Here is a 19194-nt window from a genome sequence, read left to right on the forward strand (position 1 = left end):
CATGCTCGGTATCGCCATCGACCACCGCATCGCCCACCTCGGCCGGTTCGATCCGCAGGGCCGCCCGGCCGTCACGGCGACGGACCTGGACGGCACGGACGGCGTCGCCGACCCCGCCGCCGCGCTGCACCTGCTGCTCGCCGCGGACGAGGACGACGAAGCGGTGTTCGGCCTGCCCGCCGCCGCCGACCGCGAGGCCGAGGCCCGGCTGCGCCGCGCCGCCGAGGACGCGGGGCTCCAGGTCCGGCGCATCGTCCCGAAGCCCGTCGGGGTGGCCCTGCACTACGGCGCCATCGACGAGGGCGTCCTCCGTACGGTCCTGGTCGTGGACCAGGCGGCGGAGACCGTCGAGCTGACGGTGCTCGCCATCACCCCGGACCTGACGGCCCGCATCGTCACGACGCGCACCGCACCGCTCGGTGAGGACCACGCCTGCGCGGCGATCTCCCGGGAACTCGCCGGGACCGCCGCCCCGGACGCCGTCCTCCTCTCCGGCGGCCTGTACACGAGCCGGGCCCGCCGCGACGAGGTGGAGGACCTGCCCGCGGCCCAGGGCCTCACGGTCCGCTGCACCACCCCCGAACTGGCCGTCGTGCACGGTTTGTTGCTCCTGGAGGACTTCGGTCTGCTGCGCATCGCCACGGGCCCGGCTCCGGCGTCGAGCGGGCACTTCCCGCCACCGCTGGAGGACCCGGAGCCACAGCCCTGGCGCACCGCCCCGACGGACCCCGAGCCCCCGGCCGAGAGCCCCCCGCAAGCGCCCATCGCCACGGTGACCGAACTCGCCACCCCCGTGGAGCCGATCCCCACGCCGATACCGACACCCCGAGCAGAGCCGCACCGGCCGCGACCCGAACCGGACCCCACCCCAGAAGCACCGGCATCCGAAGCACCGGCACCCGGACCCGAACCGGTCCCTCCTGTCGCGCCCCCGACGCCCACCCCCACCTCGACGTCGACCCTCCACTCCGTCCCCGTCACCCAGCTCCAGGCCGTCCGCCGCGACGACCACCTCCTCGTCCTGTGGGCCTGGCCCGACAACGCCCTCACCGCCCGCGTCCGCTGGCGCCGCGAGGACACGTCCACCTCGCCCGGAGACGGTCCCCGCGACGGCGACATCCGCTGTCAGCGGCGGGTCTACGAACACGACGGCGGCCTCGACCTGCCCCTCGGCCGCGGCACGGTCGTCCTCACCGTCGAGGCGCTGGTGCCGGACGCCGGAGTCGACACCGAGGGCGCCGCCTCGCTGCGCGTCGCGGCCGAACCGCCCATCGTCGACTACGAACCGGCGCTGCGCCGCCGCCTCACCGGCGCCCGCGTCGCCACCGTCACGTTCACCGCGCGGACCGGCTGCGACCTGCCCGCCGTGCGCATCGTGCACGGCCTCGGCCGCTACCGCCCCACCAGCACGGCCGAGGGCACCGTTTTGCACGAGGTGCCCGCCCAGCGCCTCTCCGCGGGCACGCCCCTCACCGTGGAGTTCCCCTTCCCCAGCACCAAGGGGACGTCCTGGCTCGTCTGCTTCCCGGCGAGCGGCCCGGCCTCCCCGCGCGAGCACGGGCGGGACGGCTCCTTCGACGACCACGACGAAACCGACATCCGCCCCACGGCGCTGCACCGGCTGCGAGTGACCTGAATGCCCAGACGACTCACCTGCCCCTACTGCTACGAGACCTTCGCCCCGCGCGAGATCCGGTTCCGCTGCAACAGCCGGCTCAGCCGCGTCGGCAAACGGTGCGAGCGGCGCCGCGACCCCGTCCTCGACGAGCGGTTCGGCCGGCGCCCCAGCCACGAGGTGGGCCCGGACTTCGCCGCCGACGGCCGCAGGTCCACGGCCGTGCACCCGGACTGCGAGAGCGAGACGACGTACCGGATCTGCCCGGTCTGCCACGTCGAACTGCCCGTCCAGTTCGGCATGGTGGAGAACCGGCTGATCGCGATGGTCGGCGCGCGCTCCTCCGGCAAGACGATCTACATGACCGTGCTGCTGCACGAGATGCGCAACCAGGTGGGTGAGGCCTTCGGCGCCTCCCTGATGGGCCTGGACGACACGACCATGCGCCGCTTCAGCACGGAGTACGAGGACCGGCTCTACCGCGACCGGCAGATGTTCCCGCCCACCCAGACCGCGACGACCAACGCCAACCGGGTGGAGCCGCTGGTGTTCCGGTTCGGACTGCGCCGCAAGAGGCTGTTCAAGGAACAGCCGCAGCACACCGTCCTGTCGTTCTTCGACACCGCGGGCGAGGACTTCAACAGCCGCGAGAGCGTGGAGCTCAACACCCGCTATCTGACCAACGCGGACGGCATCGTCCTGCTGCTGGATCCGCTGCAGATGCCGGGCGCCCGGAACAACGCCGCACCCGGCACGGAGCTGCCGGCCCTCGACGGCATCGACCCGCCGATCAACGTCCTGAGCCGGGTGAGCGGCATGCTCCTCGCAGCCCAGGGCGGAAAGGCCGCGAAGGTCGACACCCCGATCGCGGTGGTCTTCTCCAAGATGGACGCGTTCTGGCACCTCATGGAGAGCGGCAGCCCGCTGCGCTCCCACGCGGCCGCGCGCGGCCGGTTCGACGTCTCCGACAGCCTCAGCGTCCACGAGGAGGTGCGGCAGCTCCTCAAGGAGTGGGACGGCGTCTCCATCGACCAGTCCCTGGAGAACACCTTCGCCCGGTACCGCTACTTCGGCGTCTCCGCGCTGGGCCGCAGCGCCACCGCCGAGTCGCGCGTCGCCGACCTCGGCATCCAGCCCTACCGGGTCGCGGACCCGCTGCTGTGGCTGCTGAGCGAGTTCGGCTCGGTGCCGAGGACGGGACGGGGATGACCGGATTCCAGCAGCTGTACTACACGTCCTGCGAGCACGGGCTGAGCGGGTCGTCGGGGTTCCAGTTCAACGCGGTGAGCGAGCAGGTCACGGCCGGCACCCGGCACCGGGTCGAGGGCCTCGCCGGATACGAACCACCGCGCGCCCTGGCCGAGTCCGACACCCCCGAGCTGCTGGCCCGCTGCCCCGTCAACCTGTGCCACACCGCGAGCGCGACGAACGGTGCCACCACCCTGTGCGTGCGCTACGCCGGGCGCGACTCGGCCCGCCGCTTCGGCAACTACTTCGCCCACGCGCTCCACACCGAGGGCGAGTTCACCGCCGACAGCGGCGGACTGCTCGCCATCGAGCTGTGGGACTCCCCGCTGTGGACCACCCGGGCCGCCGACTCCACGGAACTCCCGGAACAGCCCGCACCCCTGCCGCGCGGCCCGCTGTCGCCCCGCGCGGTCCGCGCCTTCCTGCGCACGCACCCGTACGCCGATCAGCTCCCGACGCTCCTCGCCGCGGTGTTCGCGGCGCTCGCGGAGGACGGCTCGGTGGTGGTGGTCGACGACACCACGGACCGGATCGCCCACTGGTTCGCGGCCGTCTCCTACCTCCTGCCGCCCCCGCTGGCCCACGCCCTGTCCTTCGCCACCTATCTCTTCCGTCCCGCCCGCAGCCGACTGCACCTGATCGGCACGGTGCCCGGCGCCCATCTCGACCTGGGCCCGGACGACGAGGAGTCGTACACCGTCTTCGACTTCTCCGCGGGCCGCTTCCCCGAGGTGGTCCCCACCCACCACCTCGTACGCCTGCTGACCCGGATCGGCGTCGGGTCGATCCGCTCGGTGTGGTCCTGGACCGCCGAGTACACCGGAGGACTGGAGCGGGTGCTGGGCGACTGGCACGCCCCGGTCGCGGCGGCCGCGGCGGCGGGCGGCATCGAGCTGACGGCCGCCGACGTCCGCGCGGTCCTCGACTGGCTTCCCGGCGCCGACCACCTCGGGCCGCGCCGGGCCGCGGTGGCCGCCGACATCCACCACAAGCACCGTGACCTGGACGACCGCCAGGTCGCGGCGCTCAGCGCGGCCGCCGAGGCGGGCGGCGACACGGCCCTGCACCAGGAACTGGAGGGCAAGCTCCACCAGTCCCGGATCCGCGCCTACATCACCGGCGCCGAGAACGCGCGGGGTCCCGTTCCCCTGACCCACCCCGGCGAGCGGGAGCGGGCCACCGCCCTGTGGCAGCGGCTGCTCGGCGAGGCCACCACCACCCGCCAGCGGGTACGGCTGCTGCTCTGGGCGGTCGGCGCCCGGCTCGCCCCGCCGTCCGAACTGCTCGCACAGCAGAGCCTGGACCTGTCCCGGGTACTCCTCGGCGCCTCGGAGGCGGGCCCGGGGCTGCGCGCCGAGGTCGGCCAACTCGTGCACACACTGCCGGAGTTCAGGGCGAAACTCGCCGTGGCGGTGCAGGAGGTCATCGAGGACCGCGGCGGACAGGAACAGCTCTTCGCCCAGTTCCCGGCCGACCTGCTCAGGGAGCGGGACCTCGGCGAGCAGCCCCGGCTCCTGGAGCACTACTGGCTGGCGCAGGCCGAGCGGGAACCCGCCCGCACCATCGAGCTGCTCTTCCGGATCCTGGACGTACGCGGCCGGACCGCACCCGACGCCGACCTGCTGCGGGCACTGTGGCGACAGCCGTCGCGGCCCTGGACGCACAAGGAAGCGACCGAGATCGCCGTGCGGTTCCCGCTGGACGAACCGGTGGGCGAGGCGGTCGCCGAATGGCTGGACCGCGCCGTGAAGCAGGAGATCACGGACGAACAGGCGCTGCGGCACTGCCTGACGCTGTGTCACAAGCTCGCCGAACCCGGCCGCTTCGCCTGGCTGCCCGCGGTCACTCAGGAGCGCGTGCGGGTCGTCGTCGACCTGGACGATGCCCTGTGCGGGGCCGAGGAGGCCACCGCGCTCGCCGTCGCGTTCGGCATCCCGCAGACGCAGGCCTGGGCGGCGCCCCGCGCCCTCAAGGAGTACTTGCTGCTGCCCGCGCTGTTGGCGCTGCCCGCCGACCCGGCCCGACTCCGCACGCGATTGCCGGAGTTCGGGTTCCGCCTCACGGACGTCTACCTGCGCGCCGTGTACCGGGAAGCGTCGACCGCACGCAAGGTCGACCCGCGGCTGCTCGGTCATGTCACGGGCGTCGTCGCGGTCACCGATCCGCGCGGCCGCCTGCCGCAGGCTCACCAGGACCTCGTCTCGGCGCTGCGCCAGCACCTCGCCGACCACTGGCGCCCGGACGACCTCAAGCGGCTGGCCGCCGCACTGCGCCCCTACGACGCGAAGCTCGCCGCCCGCTACGAGGAGATCGCCGAACTCCGCGTGGGCCGTATGAAGAAGCTGGGCCGCAAGCTCACCCCGCGTCGGTCCTCGGACGGCTCCCGAGCGGAAGAGGGCTGAGTCACCGATGGAAGACATCCTGGCCTTCGTCATCATCCCCGCGGTCTACCTGGTGGTGCTCCTGGCCTATCTGTTCGTCGCGCCCGCGATCGCGGGTCTGCGCGGAGCGGCGCTGGTCAGCGAACTGCTGTACCGCTACGTCCAGGTGCTCGACGGAGTGCTGCGCCGGCGTACCCCCGAGTTCACGACGATCCCGCGGCACCGGCCCGCCGACGAACTGGCCCACCGCAACTACTTCTTCGGTCCCGCCACCCGCGATCTGCGCGAACTCCTCTTCCAGGGGCGGCAGATGTACGTCCGGGTGGTGTCCGACGCCGGCCGCCGGGTGCGGACCCGCACCTTCACCGCGCCCACGGTGCACCGTGCCATCTCGGTGCCGTACGGACTGACCCTGTACGCGGGCCTGGGCGTCGGGGCGGCCGTCGCGGCCCCGCTGCTCGGACTGCTGCTCGCGATACAGGCCCTCGTCGTCGCCCTGCTGGCGGGCGGCGCCTGGCTGATCGCGCTCGCCCTGCGCGGCATCGACCGCACGGTGATGATCCTGCGCGGCCTGCCCCGCGGCATGCTGTGCCCGAGCTGCTTCGAGCGCGTGCCCTATCCCGCGTACGACTGTCCCGGTGACCGCTGCCGCCGCCGGCACGCCGACATCCGGCCGGGCACCTTCGGTCTCTTCCGCCGCCGCTGCGCCTGTGACCGGCGGATGCCGACCCTGCTGATGCTGATGGGCAAGGACGCCCGGCTCAGCGGCCACTGCGTCCACGAGTCCTGCGGCAAGCCGATGAACCGGGACGCGGGACACATGGCCGAGGTGATCCTGCCGCTGATCGGCGGCCGGGCCGCGGGCAAGACCCAGCTGATGGCGGCGATGGTGAAGTCGCTGGAGGACGCGGCGGCCGACGGCGGTGCCGGGATCCGTCTCGCCGACCAGGAGTCGAGGGACGCCCAGGAGGTCCTGAACGAGGTCCTGGAGATCCAGGGGCACACCCGGCCCACGCAGAAGGCGCTGCCCCGGGCCCATTCGTTCGTCCTCGGCAGCGGTCGCGGCCAGCGTCTGGTGCATGTCTTCGACACGGCGGGGGAGCGGTTCGTCAACCGGGAGGAGACCGACGCGCTGCGCTACATCCGTGAGGCCCGCACCTTCGTCTTCGTCCTGGACCCCATGGCCGTCGACGCGTTCTGGACGCGTCTGGACGCCGAGGGCCCGAAGGTCGACCGCACGCTCGCCTCGACGGTCGACCCGGAGGACGTGTTCGCGCGTTCCGTGCAGACGGTCCGCACGATGGGCACGCGTCTGGACCGGTCCCGGCTCGCCGTCGCCGTCAGCAAGCGCGACCTGCTGACCGGCCGGTCCGCCCTGCTGCCCGAGCGGCCGGACGACACCGCGTCCGTGCGGAAGTGGCTGAGTGAACGGCTCGGACTGCGGAACCTGGTGGAGACCATGGACCTGGAGTTCGGCGAGGTCCGCTTCTTCTGCACGGCGGCCGTGGCGGACGGCAAGGGCCGGGTCGATCCCAGTGTCACGACCTTCTTCGACTGGTGCCTGAACGACTGAGGCGTGGACGACTGAGGCGTGGACGCCGCCGGCCCGGACGCCGGGCGCGTGGGGCCCGGCACGGCCGGGCCCCCGACGCCGGACCGGAAGCGTGGTTGAACGTAACACCGCTGGAACGCTTGCGTAAGTCTTTGCAATGAGAATCCGCGGTTTTCGCCGACGGGTTGAGAAGGGTGTGTCCAAAGGGTTGACCGTGATGACGGTCCCTCATACGGTCACCCCGCAATCACTTGCAGCAAGATTCAAGCGATCCCCCCTCAGCACGCTCACGGGCATGGCGCGTTGCCCTTCGAATCAGGAGGAACCATGGCCAGAAAGTCCGTGGCCGCAGCACTCGCCGTCCTGGCGGGTGCCGCTGCCGCCGTCACGGCCCCGGCCCCCGCACAGGCCGCAGCGCCCGGCACGAAGGACGTCACCGCGGTGATGTTCGAGTGGAACTTCGCCTCCGTGGCGAAGGAATGCACGAACACGCTCGGTCCGGCCGGATACGGCTACGTCCAGGTCTCCCCGCCCCAGGAGCACATCCAGGGCTCCCAGTGGTGGACGTCGTACCAGCCCGTCAGCTACAAGATCGCGGGACGGCTCGGCGACCGCGCCGCCTTCAAGAGCATGGTCGACACCTGTCACGCGGCCGGTGTGAAGGTCGTCGCCGACTCCGTCATCAACCACATGTCGGCCGGATCGGGCACCGGTACCGGCGGCTCCTCGTACACCAAGTACGACTACCCCGGCGTCTACTCGTCCGCCGACATGGACAACTGCACGGCGACGATCGGCAACTACCAGGACCGCACCAACGTCCAGGAGTGCGAGCTGGTCGGCCTGGCCGACCTCGACACCGGCGAGGAGCACGTCCGCGCCACCATCGCCGGCTACCTGAACGACCTGCTCTCCCTCGGCGTCGACGGCTTCCGGATCGACGCCGCCAAGCACATGGCGGCGGCCGACCTCGCCAACATCAAGTCGCGGCTGACGAACCCGAGCGCGTACTGGAAGCAGGAGGCCATCTACGGCGCCGGAGAGGCCGTCTCGCCGTCCGAGTACCTCGGCAACGGCGACGTCCAGGAGTTCCGCTACGCCCGTGACCTCAAGCGCGTCTTCACCAGCGAGAACCTCGCCTACCTGAAGAACTTCGGCGAGGCCTGGGGCTACATGCCCTCCGGCCAGTCCGGCGTCTTCGTCGACAACCACGACACCGAGCGCGGCGGCGACACCCTCAACTACAAGGACGGCGCCAACTACACCCTGGCGAACGTCTTCATGCTGGCCTGGCCCTACGGCTCGCCCGACGTGCACTCCGGATACGAGTGGACCGACAAGGACGCGGGGCCGCCCAACTCCGGCTCTGTGAGCGCCTGTTACACCGACGGCTGGAAGTGCCAGCACGCCTGGCGCGAGATCGCGGGCATGGTCTCCTGGCGCAACACCGCACGCGGTGAGGCCGTCACCGACTGGTGGGACAACGGCGCAAACCAGATCGCCTTCGGCCGCGGCGCCAAGGCGTACGTCGCCATCAACCACGAGTCGTCCTCGCTCACCCGCACCTTCCAGACGTCGCTGCCCGCCGGCGACTACTGCGACGTGCAGAGCGGCAAGGGCGTCACGGTGAACGCCTCCGGTCAGTTCACGGCGACCCTCGCGGCGAACACCGCACTCGCGATCCAGACCGGAGCCAAGACCTGCGGCGGCGGCGACAGCTCCACCACCGACCCCAGCGCGGGCGCCTCCTTCAACGTCACGGCCTCCACCTCGTGGGGCGAGAACATCTACGTCACCGGCAACAAGGACCAGCTGGGCAACTGGAACACCGGCAACGCCCTGAAGCTGGACCCGGGCGCCTACCCGGTCTGGAAGCTGGACGTGGCGCTGCCCGCCGGCACCTCCTTCGAGTACAAGTACCTCCGCAAGGACGCGAGCGGCAACGTCACCTGGGAGAGCGGCGCCAACCGCACCGCGACCGCCTCCTCCTCCGGCCTCGTCTCCCTCACGGACACCTGGCGCAGCTGACCAGCCTCTCCGAACCATCCGCATCACCCCGCTCCACCGACCGCCCGGTGTCCCGCCTCCCCGCAGGCACCGGGCGGTCCGGCTCCGTATGGCCACCCGCACGCGCGGAACAGTTCCAGAAAGGCCCGACAAGGTGAACCGAAGAAGCGGCGCGCACGGCGCGTCACGGAGGAAGGCGGCAGCCGCCGCGGCAGGCGCCGCACTGCTCGCCACCGCCCTGCACACCGCCGCCCCGGCGTCCGCGGCGCCCGCTCCGCCCAGGCCCCCGTCCGACGCCCGGCTCGCCGCGCAGCCCGCTCGCGACGACGCGACGCGCGAGCAGTACTACTTCGTGCTGCCCGACCGGTTCGCCAACGGGGACACCGGCAACGACCGGGGCGGCCTGACCGGCAGCCGCACCGCGACCGGCTTCGACCCCACCGACAAGGGCTTCTACCAGGGCGGCGACCTCAAGGGCCTGACGAAGAAGCTCGACTACATCAAGGGGCTCGGCACCACCGCCATCTGGATGGCGCCGATCTTCAAGAACAAGCCGGTCCAGGGCGGCGGAGACAGCGCCAGCGCCGGCTACCACGGCTACTGGATCACCGACTTCACCCGGGTCGACCCGCACTTCGGCACCAACCAGGACCTCGAGACCCTCATCGACAAGGCCCACGCCAAGGGCATGAAGGTCTACTTCGACGTCATCACGAACCACACCGCCGACATCGTCACCAACACCGAGCAGACCCACGCCTACCGCAGCGAGGGCGCCTACCCCTACCTCGACACCGAGGGCCGTCCCTTCGACGACACGACGGACCCCGCGCGCAAGGTCGACAAGGACTCCTTCCCGTACACGCCGACGACCGCGGCAGCCGAGAAGAACGCCAAGTCGCCGTCCTGGCTGAACGATCCGACGATGTACCACAACCGCGGCGACTCGACCTTCGTCGGCGAGAGCGGGCTGAACGGCGACCACACCGGCCTCGACGACCTGTGGACCGAGCGGCCCGAGGTCGTGAAGGGCCTGGAGAAGATCTACGAGAAGTGGGTCGAGCACTTCGACATCGACGGATTCCGCGTCGACACCGTCCGCAACGTGGACATGAAGTTCTGGACGCAATGGGCCACCGCCCTCGACACGTACGCCGCGAAGCACGGCCGCGACGACTTCTTCATCTTCGGCGAGACCTACTCCGCCGACCCCTCCGTCACCGCCCCCTACGTGACCGAGGGCCGCCTCGACGCCACCCTCGACTTCCCCCTCCAGGACGCCGTCCGCGGCTACGCCTCCCAGGGCAAGTCGGCGAGCGGCCTGTCCGACGTCCTCGCGCAGGACTACCGCTACACGACGGACAAGGCGAACGCCTACAACGAGGTCACCTTCCTCGGCAACCACGACATGGGGCGGATCGGCTCCTTCCTGAAGGCCGACAACCCCGGGGCGAGCGACGCGGAGCTGCTCCGGCGCGACAAGCTCGCCAACGAACTGATGTTCCTCAGCCGCGGCAACCCGGTGGTCTACTCGGGCGACGAGCAGGGCTTCACCGGCGCGGGCGGCGACAAGGACGCCCGCCAGACGATGTTCGCGTCGAAGGTCGCCGACTACCTCGACGACGACCAGATCGGCACGGACCGCACCCACGCGAGCGACGCCTACGATCCCTCGCACCCGCTGTACAAGGCGATCGCCACGCTGTCGAAGCTGCGGAAGGACAACCCGGCGCTCGCCGACGGGGTCCAGAAGGAGCTGTACGCGAAGGACTCCGTGTACGCGTTCTCGCGGACCGGCGCCGACCGCGAGTACGTCGTCGCCGTGAACAACGCGAACGAGCCGAAGACGATGGAACTGCCCGTCGAGTCCGCCAAGTTCGCCACTCTGTACGGTGGTTCGGGCTCCGCGACCACGACCGGCGGCAAGGTGAAGGTCACCGTCCCGGCGCTGTCGTCGCTCGTGCTCCGCGCCGACGCGAAGCTCCCGTCGTCCACGGCCGGGCCGACGGTGACGCTGAAGGCCCCGGACGCCGGCGCCACCGGCACGGTCACCGTCGCCGCCGACCCGGGCCGCACCACCGGCGCCCGCGTCGTCTTCGCCGCGCAGATCGGCAACGGCGAGTGGAAGACGCTCGGCACCGCCGACCACGCCCCGTACCAGGTCACCCAGACGCTGTCCGAGAAGGTCGCGGCCGGAACCGCCCTGCGGTACAAGGCAGTCGTGGTGGACCGTGGCGGACGTACCGCGAGCGCCCTCGCCGCGACGACGGCGGGGCAGGCACCGACGGCCGGGAAGCCGAGCGCCGTCGACCGAGCCTACGCCGTCGTCCACTACCAGCGCACCGACGGCGACTACGACGGCTGGACCGTCAAGTCCGGTGACAACAACGGGGAGTTCGTGGGCCGCGACGCCTTCGGCGCCTTCGCCTGGGTGAAGGTCCCCGACGGGGCGAGCTCACTGGCGTACACGATCCAGAAGGGCGACGCCGTCGACGGTGCCGAACGCACCGTCGACCTCGCGAAGACCGGTGAGGTCTGGGTCGAACAGGGCGAGGACGGGCAGGAGTCGACCCGGCCCGAGGGTGTGTACCCCGCCCAGGACAAGACAAAGGTGATCATCCATGTCCACCGCGCCGACGGCGACTACGACGGCTGGGGACTGCACACCTGGACCGGCGCCGCGCAGGGCACCGACTGGTCGAAGCCGCTCCAGCCGACGGGCAAGGACGCCTACGGCGTCACCTTCGAGGTGCCCCTCGCCGACGGCGCGACCTCGCTCAGCTACATCCTGCACAAGGGCGACGAGAAGGACATCCCCAGCGACCGCTCCCTGGACCTGACCACGTACGGCCACGAGGTGTGGCTGAACGCGGGGGACAGCGACTACCTGCTGCCGTCGGTCGGAGCCACCCCCGACCTTGACCTCGCCAAGGCGCAGGCGCAGTGGATCGACGCCGACACCGTGGCCGTCCCCGGCTCCGTCGACGCCAAGGCGGCCGCCTCCGCGCAACTCGTGTACGCGCGGGGCGGCGGCATCACCGTCAAGGACGGCGCGCTCAGCGACGAGGGCCGCTGGCTCCGCCTCACGCCGGCCACGCTCACGGACGCGCAGAAGACCGCGTACCCGCACCTGAAGGAGTACACGGCCTTCACCGTCGACCCGCGCGACCGCGACCGCGTCCGCCAGGCGCTCGACGGACAGGTCGTGTTCACCCAGCGCATCGCGAACGGCGCGCTCGTCGCCGCGACCGGCGTGCAGACCCAGGGCATCCTCGACGACCTGTACGCCTCCAAGGCCGAACGGGCCTCCCTGGGGCCGGTCTTCAAGAACGGCAAGGTCACCCTGTCCGTCTGGGCGCCGACCGCGCACGGCGTCTCCCTCGAACTCGGCGGCAAGAAGCTGCCGATGCGCCGCGACGACACCACCGGCGTCTGGTCCGCCACCGGCCCGGCCGCCTCCTGGAAGGGCAAGGAGTACCGGTACGCCGTGACGGTGTGGGCGCCCAGCGTCCAGAGGATCGTCACCAACGAGGTCACCGACCCCTACTCGCTCGCCCTCACCGCCGACTCCGAGCGCAGCCTCGTCGTCGACCTCGACGACGCCTCCCTCGCCCCCAAGGGCTGGTCGACCCTGACCAAGCCCGAGGCCGTCGCGATGAAGGACGCCCAGATCCAGGAACTCCACATCCGTGACTTCTCCGTCGAGGACAAGACCGCGGCCAAGGAGCACCGCGGCACCTATCTCGCCTTCACCGACAAGGACAGCGACGGCTCGAAGCACCTGAGGAAGCTGGCGAAGGCGGGCACGTCGTACGTGCACCTGCTGCCCGCCTTCGACATCGCCACCATCCCCGAGAAGAAGTCCGGTCAGGCCACCCCCGGCTGCGGCCTGACCTCGTACGCGGCCGACAGCGAGCGGCAGCAGGAGTGCGTGGCCGAGACCGCCGCCAAGGACGCGTACAACTGGGGCTACGACCCCTACCACTACACCGTCCCCGAGGGTTCCTACGCCACCGACCCGGACGGCACGGCCCGCACCGTGCAGTTCCGCCGGATGGTCAAGTCCCTCAACGACGACGGGCTCCGCGTCGTCATGGACGTCGTCTACAACCACACCACCAGCAGTGGCCAGAGCAAGACCTCCGTCCTCGACAGGATCGTGCCCGGCTACTACCAGCGGCTCCTGGCCGACGGCTCCGTCGCCAACTCCACCTGCTGCTCCAACACGGCGCCCGAGAACACGATGATGGGCAAGCTCGTCGTCGACTCCGTCGTCACCTGGGCCAAGGAGTACAAGGTCGACGGCTTCCGCTTCGACCTGATGGGCCACCACCCCAAGGCCAACATCCTGGCCGTCCGCAAGGCCCTCGACGCGCTGACCCTGAAGAAGGACGGCGTCGACGGCAAGAAGATCGTCCTCTACGGAGAGGGCTGGAACTTCGGCGAGGTCGCCGACGACGCCCGCTTCGTGCAGGCCACGCAGAAGAACATGGCGGGCACCGGCATCGCCACCTTCAACGACCGCTCCCGCGACGCCGTGCGCGGTGGCTCCCCGTTCGACGAGGACCCCGGCGTCCAGGGCTTCGCCACCGGCCTCTACACCGACCCCAACTCCAGCAAGGCGAACGGCACCACGGCCGAGCAGAAGGCCCGCCTCCTGCACTACCAGGACCTCATCAAGGTCGGCCTGTCCGGGAACCTCGCCGGCTACGCGTTCACCGACACCGACGGAAAGCGGGTGAAGGGCTCCGACGTCGACTACAACGGCGCCGCCGCGGGCTACGCGGACGCACCCGGCGACGCCCTCGCCTACGCCGACGCCCACGACAACGAATCGCTCTACGACGCGCTCGCCTACAAGCTGCCCGCCTCGACGAGCACCGCCGACCGCTCCCGCATGCAGGTCCTCGCCCTGGCGACGGCCGCGCTCTCGCAGGGCCCGGCGCTCTCCCAGGCCGGCACCGACCTGCTGCGCTCCAAGTCCCTCGACCGCAACTCGTTCGACAGCGGCGACTGGTTCAACGCCGTCCACTGGGACTGCAAGGCCGGGAACGGCTTCGGGCGCGGGCTGCCCCCGGCCGCCGACAACGAGTCCAAGTGGCCGTACGCCAAGCCTCTGTTGACGTCCGTCCCGGTACCGGACTGCGCGGCGATCAACGGGACCTCGGCCGCGTACCAGGACCTGCTGAGGATCCGCACGGACGAGTCCGCCTTCCACCTGTCCACCGAGGGCCAGGTGCAGAAGCAGCTCTCGTTCCCGCTCTCCGGCAAGGACGAGGCCCCCGGCGTCATCACCGCCCGCCTCGGCGATCTCGTGATCGTCTTCAACGCGACCCCGAAGACGCAGAAGCAGACGGTGGGGGACCTCGCGGGGACGGGCTACCGGCTGCACCCGACGCAGGCCGGCGGCTCCGACAGCGTCGTCAAGTCAGCCTCCTACGAGAAGAGTTCGGGCACCTTCGACGTGCCCGCCCGCACGGTCGCGGTGTTCACCCGCTGACCCGCACCCGGTCGTTCCCCGCGTGGCGCGCGCGGGGAACGACCGGCCCCCTCGGCCGCACCGTCGCGGCCCCGACCAAGGAGTTGTCATGAACCTTTCCGAACGGCGGCGTGCGCGCCACAGACACCGCCACGACCGCGCGGGCCTCGTCCTCGCGCTGCTGGCCGCGCTGGTGGCCACCCTGCTGCCCGCCCTGCCGCTCGGCGGCGCCACCGCGCAGGCCGCCGAGGCCAACACGGCCACCGTGTACTACTCGACGACCGCCACCGACTGGTCCACGTACAAGCTGCACTGGGCGCCCGCGGGCGGCAGCTGGACGACGGTCCCGGGCGTGACCATGGAGGCCGCCTGCACCGGCTGGGTCAAGAAGACCGTCGACCTCGGCACCGCCACGACCTGGCAGGCCACCTTCAACGACGGCAACGGCACCTGGGACAACAACGGCGGGAAGAACTACCAGCTCGGCACCGGCCTGATCACCGTCCAGGGCGGCACCGTCGCCCACAGCGACCCGTGCGGGGACACCCAGCCGGCCGAGGGCACCGCCGCCACCGTCTACTACGACACGACCACCACCAACTGGTCCGTCACCAATCTCCACTGGGCGCCGGCCGGCGGCAGCTGGACAGCCGTGCCCGGCATCGGCATGGAGGCCGCCTGCACCGGCTGGGTGAAGCGGACCGTCGACCTCGGCACCGCCACGACCTGGCAGGCCACCTTCAACAACGGCAACGGCACCTGGGACAACAACAACGGCGCCAATTACCAACTCGGCGCCGGGCTCAACACGGTCAAGGGCGGCACCGTCACCAAGAGCGCCAAGGACCCGTGCGCGGCCGCCGTCCCCGACACCACCGCCCCCTCCGCGCCCGCGAAGGTGACGGCGACCGCGTCCGGCACCTCCGTCGTCCTCACCTGGGACGCGGCGAGCGACGACACGGGGGTCACCGGCTACCAGATCACGCGCACCGGCGGCACCAAGGGCACCTCCGTCATCTCCGCCACCTCGACCGTGTACTCCGACACGGGCCTGGAGGAGAAGACCGCGTACACCTACACGGTCAAGGCCCTGGACGCGGCGGGGAACGTCTCCGCCGCCAGTTCCGAGGCGAAGGCCACCACCGGCGAGAAGGCCGCGCAGACCACCGGCACCCCGCTCGGCGGCGACCCGCGCAAGGACCCGATCTACTTCGTGCTCACCGCCCGCTTCTACGACGGCGACACATCCAACGACCGCGGCGGCAGCCAGCACGTGAAGACCGGCAACGCGGCCAACAACGACCCCATGTTCCGCGGCGACTTCAAGGGCCTCGTCCAGAAGCTCGACTACGTCAAGGGCCTCGGCTTCTCCGCGATCTGGATCACCCCGGTCGTCCTCAACCGCTCCGACTACGACTACCACGGCTACCACGGCTACGACTTCTACAAGGTCGACCCGCGCCTGGAGTCCGCCGGCGCCTCCTACCAGGACCTCATCGACGCCGCCCACGCCAAGGGCATGAAGATCTACCAGGACGTCGTCTACAACCACTCCTCGCGCTGGGGCGCCAAGGGGCTGTTCACCCCGACCGTGTACGGGGTGCGCGACGCCCAGTGGAGCTGGTACTACGACGAGAAGCAGAGCGGCTTCGAGTACGACGGCCTCACCGTGGAGCCCGTCTCCGGCAAGTCCTACTACAACGGCGACATGTGGTCGACGGCCGAACCGTCCGGCAACACGTGTCTCAACTGGGGCAAGCCCACCGGAGCCAAGAGCCCCGAGGGCTACACGATCTACAACTGCCAGTGGCCGAGCCCTACGTCGGGCATGTTCCCCAAGTCCCTGTACCACCAGTGCTGGCTCGGCAACTGGGAGGGTGAGGACTCCCGGTCCTGCTGGCTGCACGAGGACCTCGCCGACTTCGACACCGAGAACACGCAGGTGCAGAACTACCTGATCGGCGCCTACGACAAGTACATCGACATGGGCGTCGACGGCTTCCGCGTCGACACGGCCGTGCACATCCCGCGCGTCACCTGGAACCGCCGCTTCCTGCCCGCCATCCAGGAGCGCGTGACCCAGCAGTTCGGCGCCCAGAAGGCGCAGGACTTCTTCGTCTTCGGAGAGGTCGGGGCGTTCGTCAACGACAAGTGGAACCGCGGCTCGGTGAACCACTCCGCGCAGTTCTTCACCTGGAAGGAGCGCAAGGAGTACTCCGCCGACGACGAGAAGGCGTCCCTCGAACAGTACGACTACGAGGAGCAGTTGGGCACCGGCAACCAGCCGACGTCCACCAACGCCTTCCTCGACGGCAACAGCTACCACACCCCCGACCACAGCAAGTTCTCCGGCATGAACATCATCGACATGCGCATGCACATGAACTTCGGCGACGCCTCCAACGCGTACAACAACGGCAAGGACTCCGACGACTCCACCAACGACGCCACGTACAACGTCGTCTACGTCGACAGCCACGACTACGGCCCGAACAAGAGCGGCGAACGCTACGCGGGCGGCACCGACGCGTGGGCCGAGAACATGTCGCTGATGTGGACCTTCCGCGGCATCCCGACGCTGTACTACGGCTCGGAGATCGAGTTCCAGAAGGGCAAGAAGATCGACTGCGGCACGACCTGCCCCCTGGCGGACACCGGCCGCGCCTACTACGGCGACAAGATCGAGGGCAGCGTCACCGCATCCGGCTTCGGCACCGTCTCCAGCGCGTCCGGAGCCGTCGCCACGACGCTCGACCAGCCGCTGGTCAAGCACCTCCAGCGGCTCAACCGGATCCGCCGCGCGGTCCCCGCCCTGCAGACGGGCCAGTACTCGACCGCCGACATCTCCGGGAACATGGCGTACAAGCGCCGCTACACGGACCAGGCGAGCGGGGTGGACAGCTTCGCGCTCGTCACCGTCACCGACGGCGCGACGTACAAGAACATCCCGAACGGCACCTACAAGGACGCCGTCACCGGCGACGTGCGCACCGTCACCGACGGCACCCTCACCGTGTCGGCCCCCGGCAAGGGGAATCTGCGGGTCTACGTCCTCGACCTCGGCGGCAAGAACGCGGCGCCCGGCAAGGTGGGGGAGGCGGGGCCGTACCTGAAGTAGCGCGTCCCGGCGCGGGGAGCGGGCCTCCCCGCGCCGGAGCAGTGCCTTCCGCTGCCGACGTCTTCTGTCTGGCCGGTCAACCGCTGTACTAGCGTGGGGACATGACGCCGGATCAGCGGCCGGACAGGCCGTGGCGGGTGCGGATCGACGACCGGCACGGGGGACCCTGCGGGGCGGGCGTGCTGCTCGACGACCGGTCCGTGCTGACCTGCGCGCACGTCGTCCAGCAGGCCGAGGCCCACCCCGCCGCGGGCCCCTCGGCGTACGTCCGGGTCCGCAGCGCCGTCGCCGCCCCCGAGTGGGGACGTACCGCCCGCGTCGTCGAGGACGTCTGGGCCTTCGAGGACGGCTCGCGGCGCGGCGACGTCGCGCTGCTGCGCCTGGACGAGCCGGTCGGCCACGCCGGCACCACCGAACTGTGGAAGGTGCCCATCTCGGGCGGCCGGGTACGGGTCTACGGCTTCCCCGCCTTCGAGCCGTACGGCATCGGGGTCGACGCCGAACTCGCCGGATCGGGCGGCCGGGCCGGCGAATGGGGGCTGCTCCACCGCCTCCACGAAGGCGGACCCTGGATCCAGCCCGGCTACTCGGGCGCCGGGGTGATGGCCCTCGACGGCGCCTTCGCGGGCCAGGTCGTCGGCATCGTCGTCGCCGACTACGTCGACGGGAACGGCCGGGCCGCCTGGATGGTCCCGGTCGACACGATGGAGACGTACCTGGGACGGCGGATCGCACCCTACGTCCGCGGCGTCGGCATCGAGGTGCCCTCGCGCGGCGACCCCGCGGCGGACCTCGACGACCCGCTGCAACTCGCCCTGACCCGGGAACTGGCCCGACTCCTCACCGGCGACTGGGCGGGCGTCGCCCTCGTCGCCACCGGACGGCGGACCGGCCCCGGCTCCTCCTGGCTCGTCCGCCTCACCGCGACCTCGCGCGCGCCCGCCCCGGAGGGCGGCACGCCCCGCGGCACCGCCCTGCCCTTCGGCGCCGTCGACGCCGCCTACGACGCCCGCGGCAAGGCCCCGGAGGAGGTGTGCGCGTATCTCGCCCACCGCTTCGGCTTCGAGCAGGACCGCGACCGGGAGCCGGCCGGGCTGGTGCACCGGCTGCTGCGCCGCAGACCGCCCCCCTTCGTCATCGTGGACGGCATCGACGGCGCGCGCGACGCCGGCCGCCTCCTCACCGAGCTCCTGATCCCGCTCGCCCGCGACGCCCGCACCCGCGGCCTGCGCCTCGTCCTCGGCGTCGAGGGCGACCCGCCCGACGACCTGCCGTACCAGGCGCACCTGGACCCCACCCCGCTGCCCGGCGGCGGCGCCCCGCACCCGGTCACCGAGGAACAGGCACGGGAGGCCGTCGCACGGCTCGCACGCGCCGAGGCCGAGGCGCTGCGCCTCGAACGGACGACGGCACGGCGCTTCCTGGCACCGCCCCGACTGCCCCACGGCCTGGCGCCCCGGCTGACGGTACGGCTCGCCGTCGCCCGCGCCACCTTCCCGCACGCCGAGATCGCCGCCATCGCGGAACGGGCCGACTCCGCCGCCGCCGACGTCGACGCCTACCTGACGGAGGTGCGCGGAATGGCCGCCGAGCACGAAGAACTGACGGTCCGTCTGGAGCTCTACCGCGCACTCGCCGAGGAACACTTCGGCGCCGCCGACCCCGAACTGGGCGCCCTGTACACGGTGGCCGTCCGCGCCCTGCGGAGCGCCCCCGTCGACCTCGCGGCCGCCGCCCGGAGAGTTCCGCGCCATGCCGCGGCGGTCAACCGCCGCATCGCCGAAGGGTGAGGCC

The 19194-nt window shown here is 71.2% G+C and carries 8 protein-coding genes; all 8 read left to right on the top strand.

Going from position 1 to position 19194, the window contains the following annotated elements:
• The first annotated feature begins 1 nt into the window (after nt 1).
• The 8 genes from ABZ930_RS20500 (at nt 2) to ABZ930_RS20535 (ending at nt 19190) form a co-directional block, all read left to right on the top strand.
• Nucleotides 2-1636 (top strand): hypothetical protein, encoded by a 1635-nt coding sequence (locus ABZ930_RS20500; RefSeq protein ID WP_361549632.1) that lies wholly within the window; start codon nt 2-4, stop codon nt 1634-1636.
• Complete coding sequence (locus tag ABZ930_RS20505; RefSeq protein WP_361549634.1) at nt 1637-2824, top strand: hypothetical protein; 1188 nt, start codon at nt 1637-1639, stop codon at nt 2822-2824.
• A complete protein-coding gene (locus ABZ930_RS20510) occupies nt 2821-5265 on the top strand; it encodes a GTPase-associated protein 1-related protein (protein WP_361549636.1) in 2445 nt (814 codons plus the stop codon). Before ABZ930_RS20505 ends, ABZ930_RS20510 begins: the two co-directional genes overlap by 4 nt.
• Nucleotides 5266-5272: 7 nt before the next feature.
• Nucleotides 5273-6817 (top strand): hypothetical protein, encoded by a 1545-nt coding sequence (locus ABZ930_RS20515; RefSeq protein ID WP_361549638.1) that lies wholly within the window; start codon nt 5273-5275, stop codon nt 6815-6817.
• 306 nt (nt 6818-7123) lie between these two features.
• The gene (locus ABZ930_RS20520; RefSeq protein WP_361549640.1) at nt 7124-8824 is read left to right on the top strand and encodes a carbohydrate-binding module family 20 domain-containing protein; all 1701 of its coding nucleotides are present in this window, start codon (nt 7124-7126) and stop codon (nt 8822-8824) included.
• Between the two features lie 133 nt (nt 8825-8957).
• Nucleotides 8958-14303, top strand: coding sequence for a pullulanase-type alpha-1,6-glucosidase (pulA, locus tag ABZ930_RS20525; protein WP_361549642.1), 5346 nt, complete (start codon nt 8958-8960; stop codon nt 14301-14303).
• A gap of 88 nt (nt 14304-14391) precedes the next feature.
• A complete protein-coding gene (locus ABZ930_RS20530) occupies nt 14392-17400 on the top strand; it encodes a carbohydrate binding domain-containing protein (RefSeq protein WP_361549644.1) in 3009 nt (1002 codons plus the stop codon).
• A gap of 101 nt (nt 17401-17501) precedes the next feature.
• A complete protein-coding gene (locus ABZ930_RS20535; RefSeq protein WP_361549646.1) occupies nt 17502-19190 on the top strand; it encodes a serine protease in 1689 nt (562 codons plus the stop codon).
• The last annotated feature ends 4 nt before the right edge of the window (nt 19191-19194 follow it).

The sequence above is a fragment of the Streptomyces sp. NPDC046716 genome (assembly GCF_040645755.1).
Classification (GTDB): domain Bacteria; phylum Actinomycetota; class Actinomycetes; order Streptomycetales; family Streptomycetaceae; genus Streptomyces.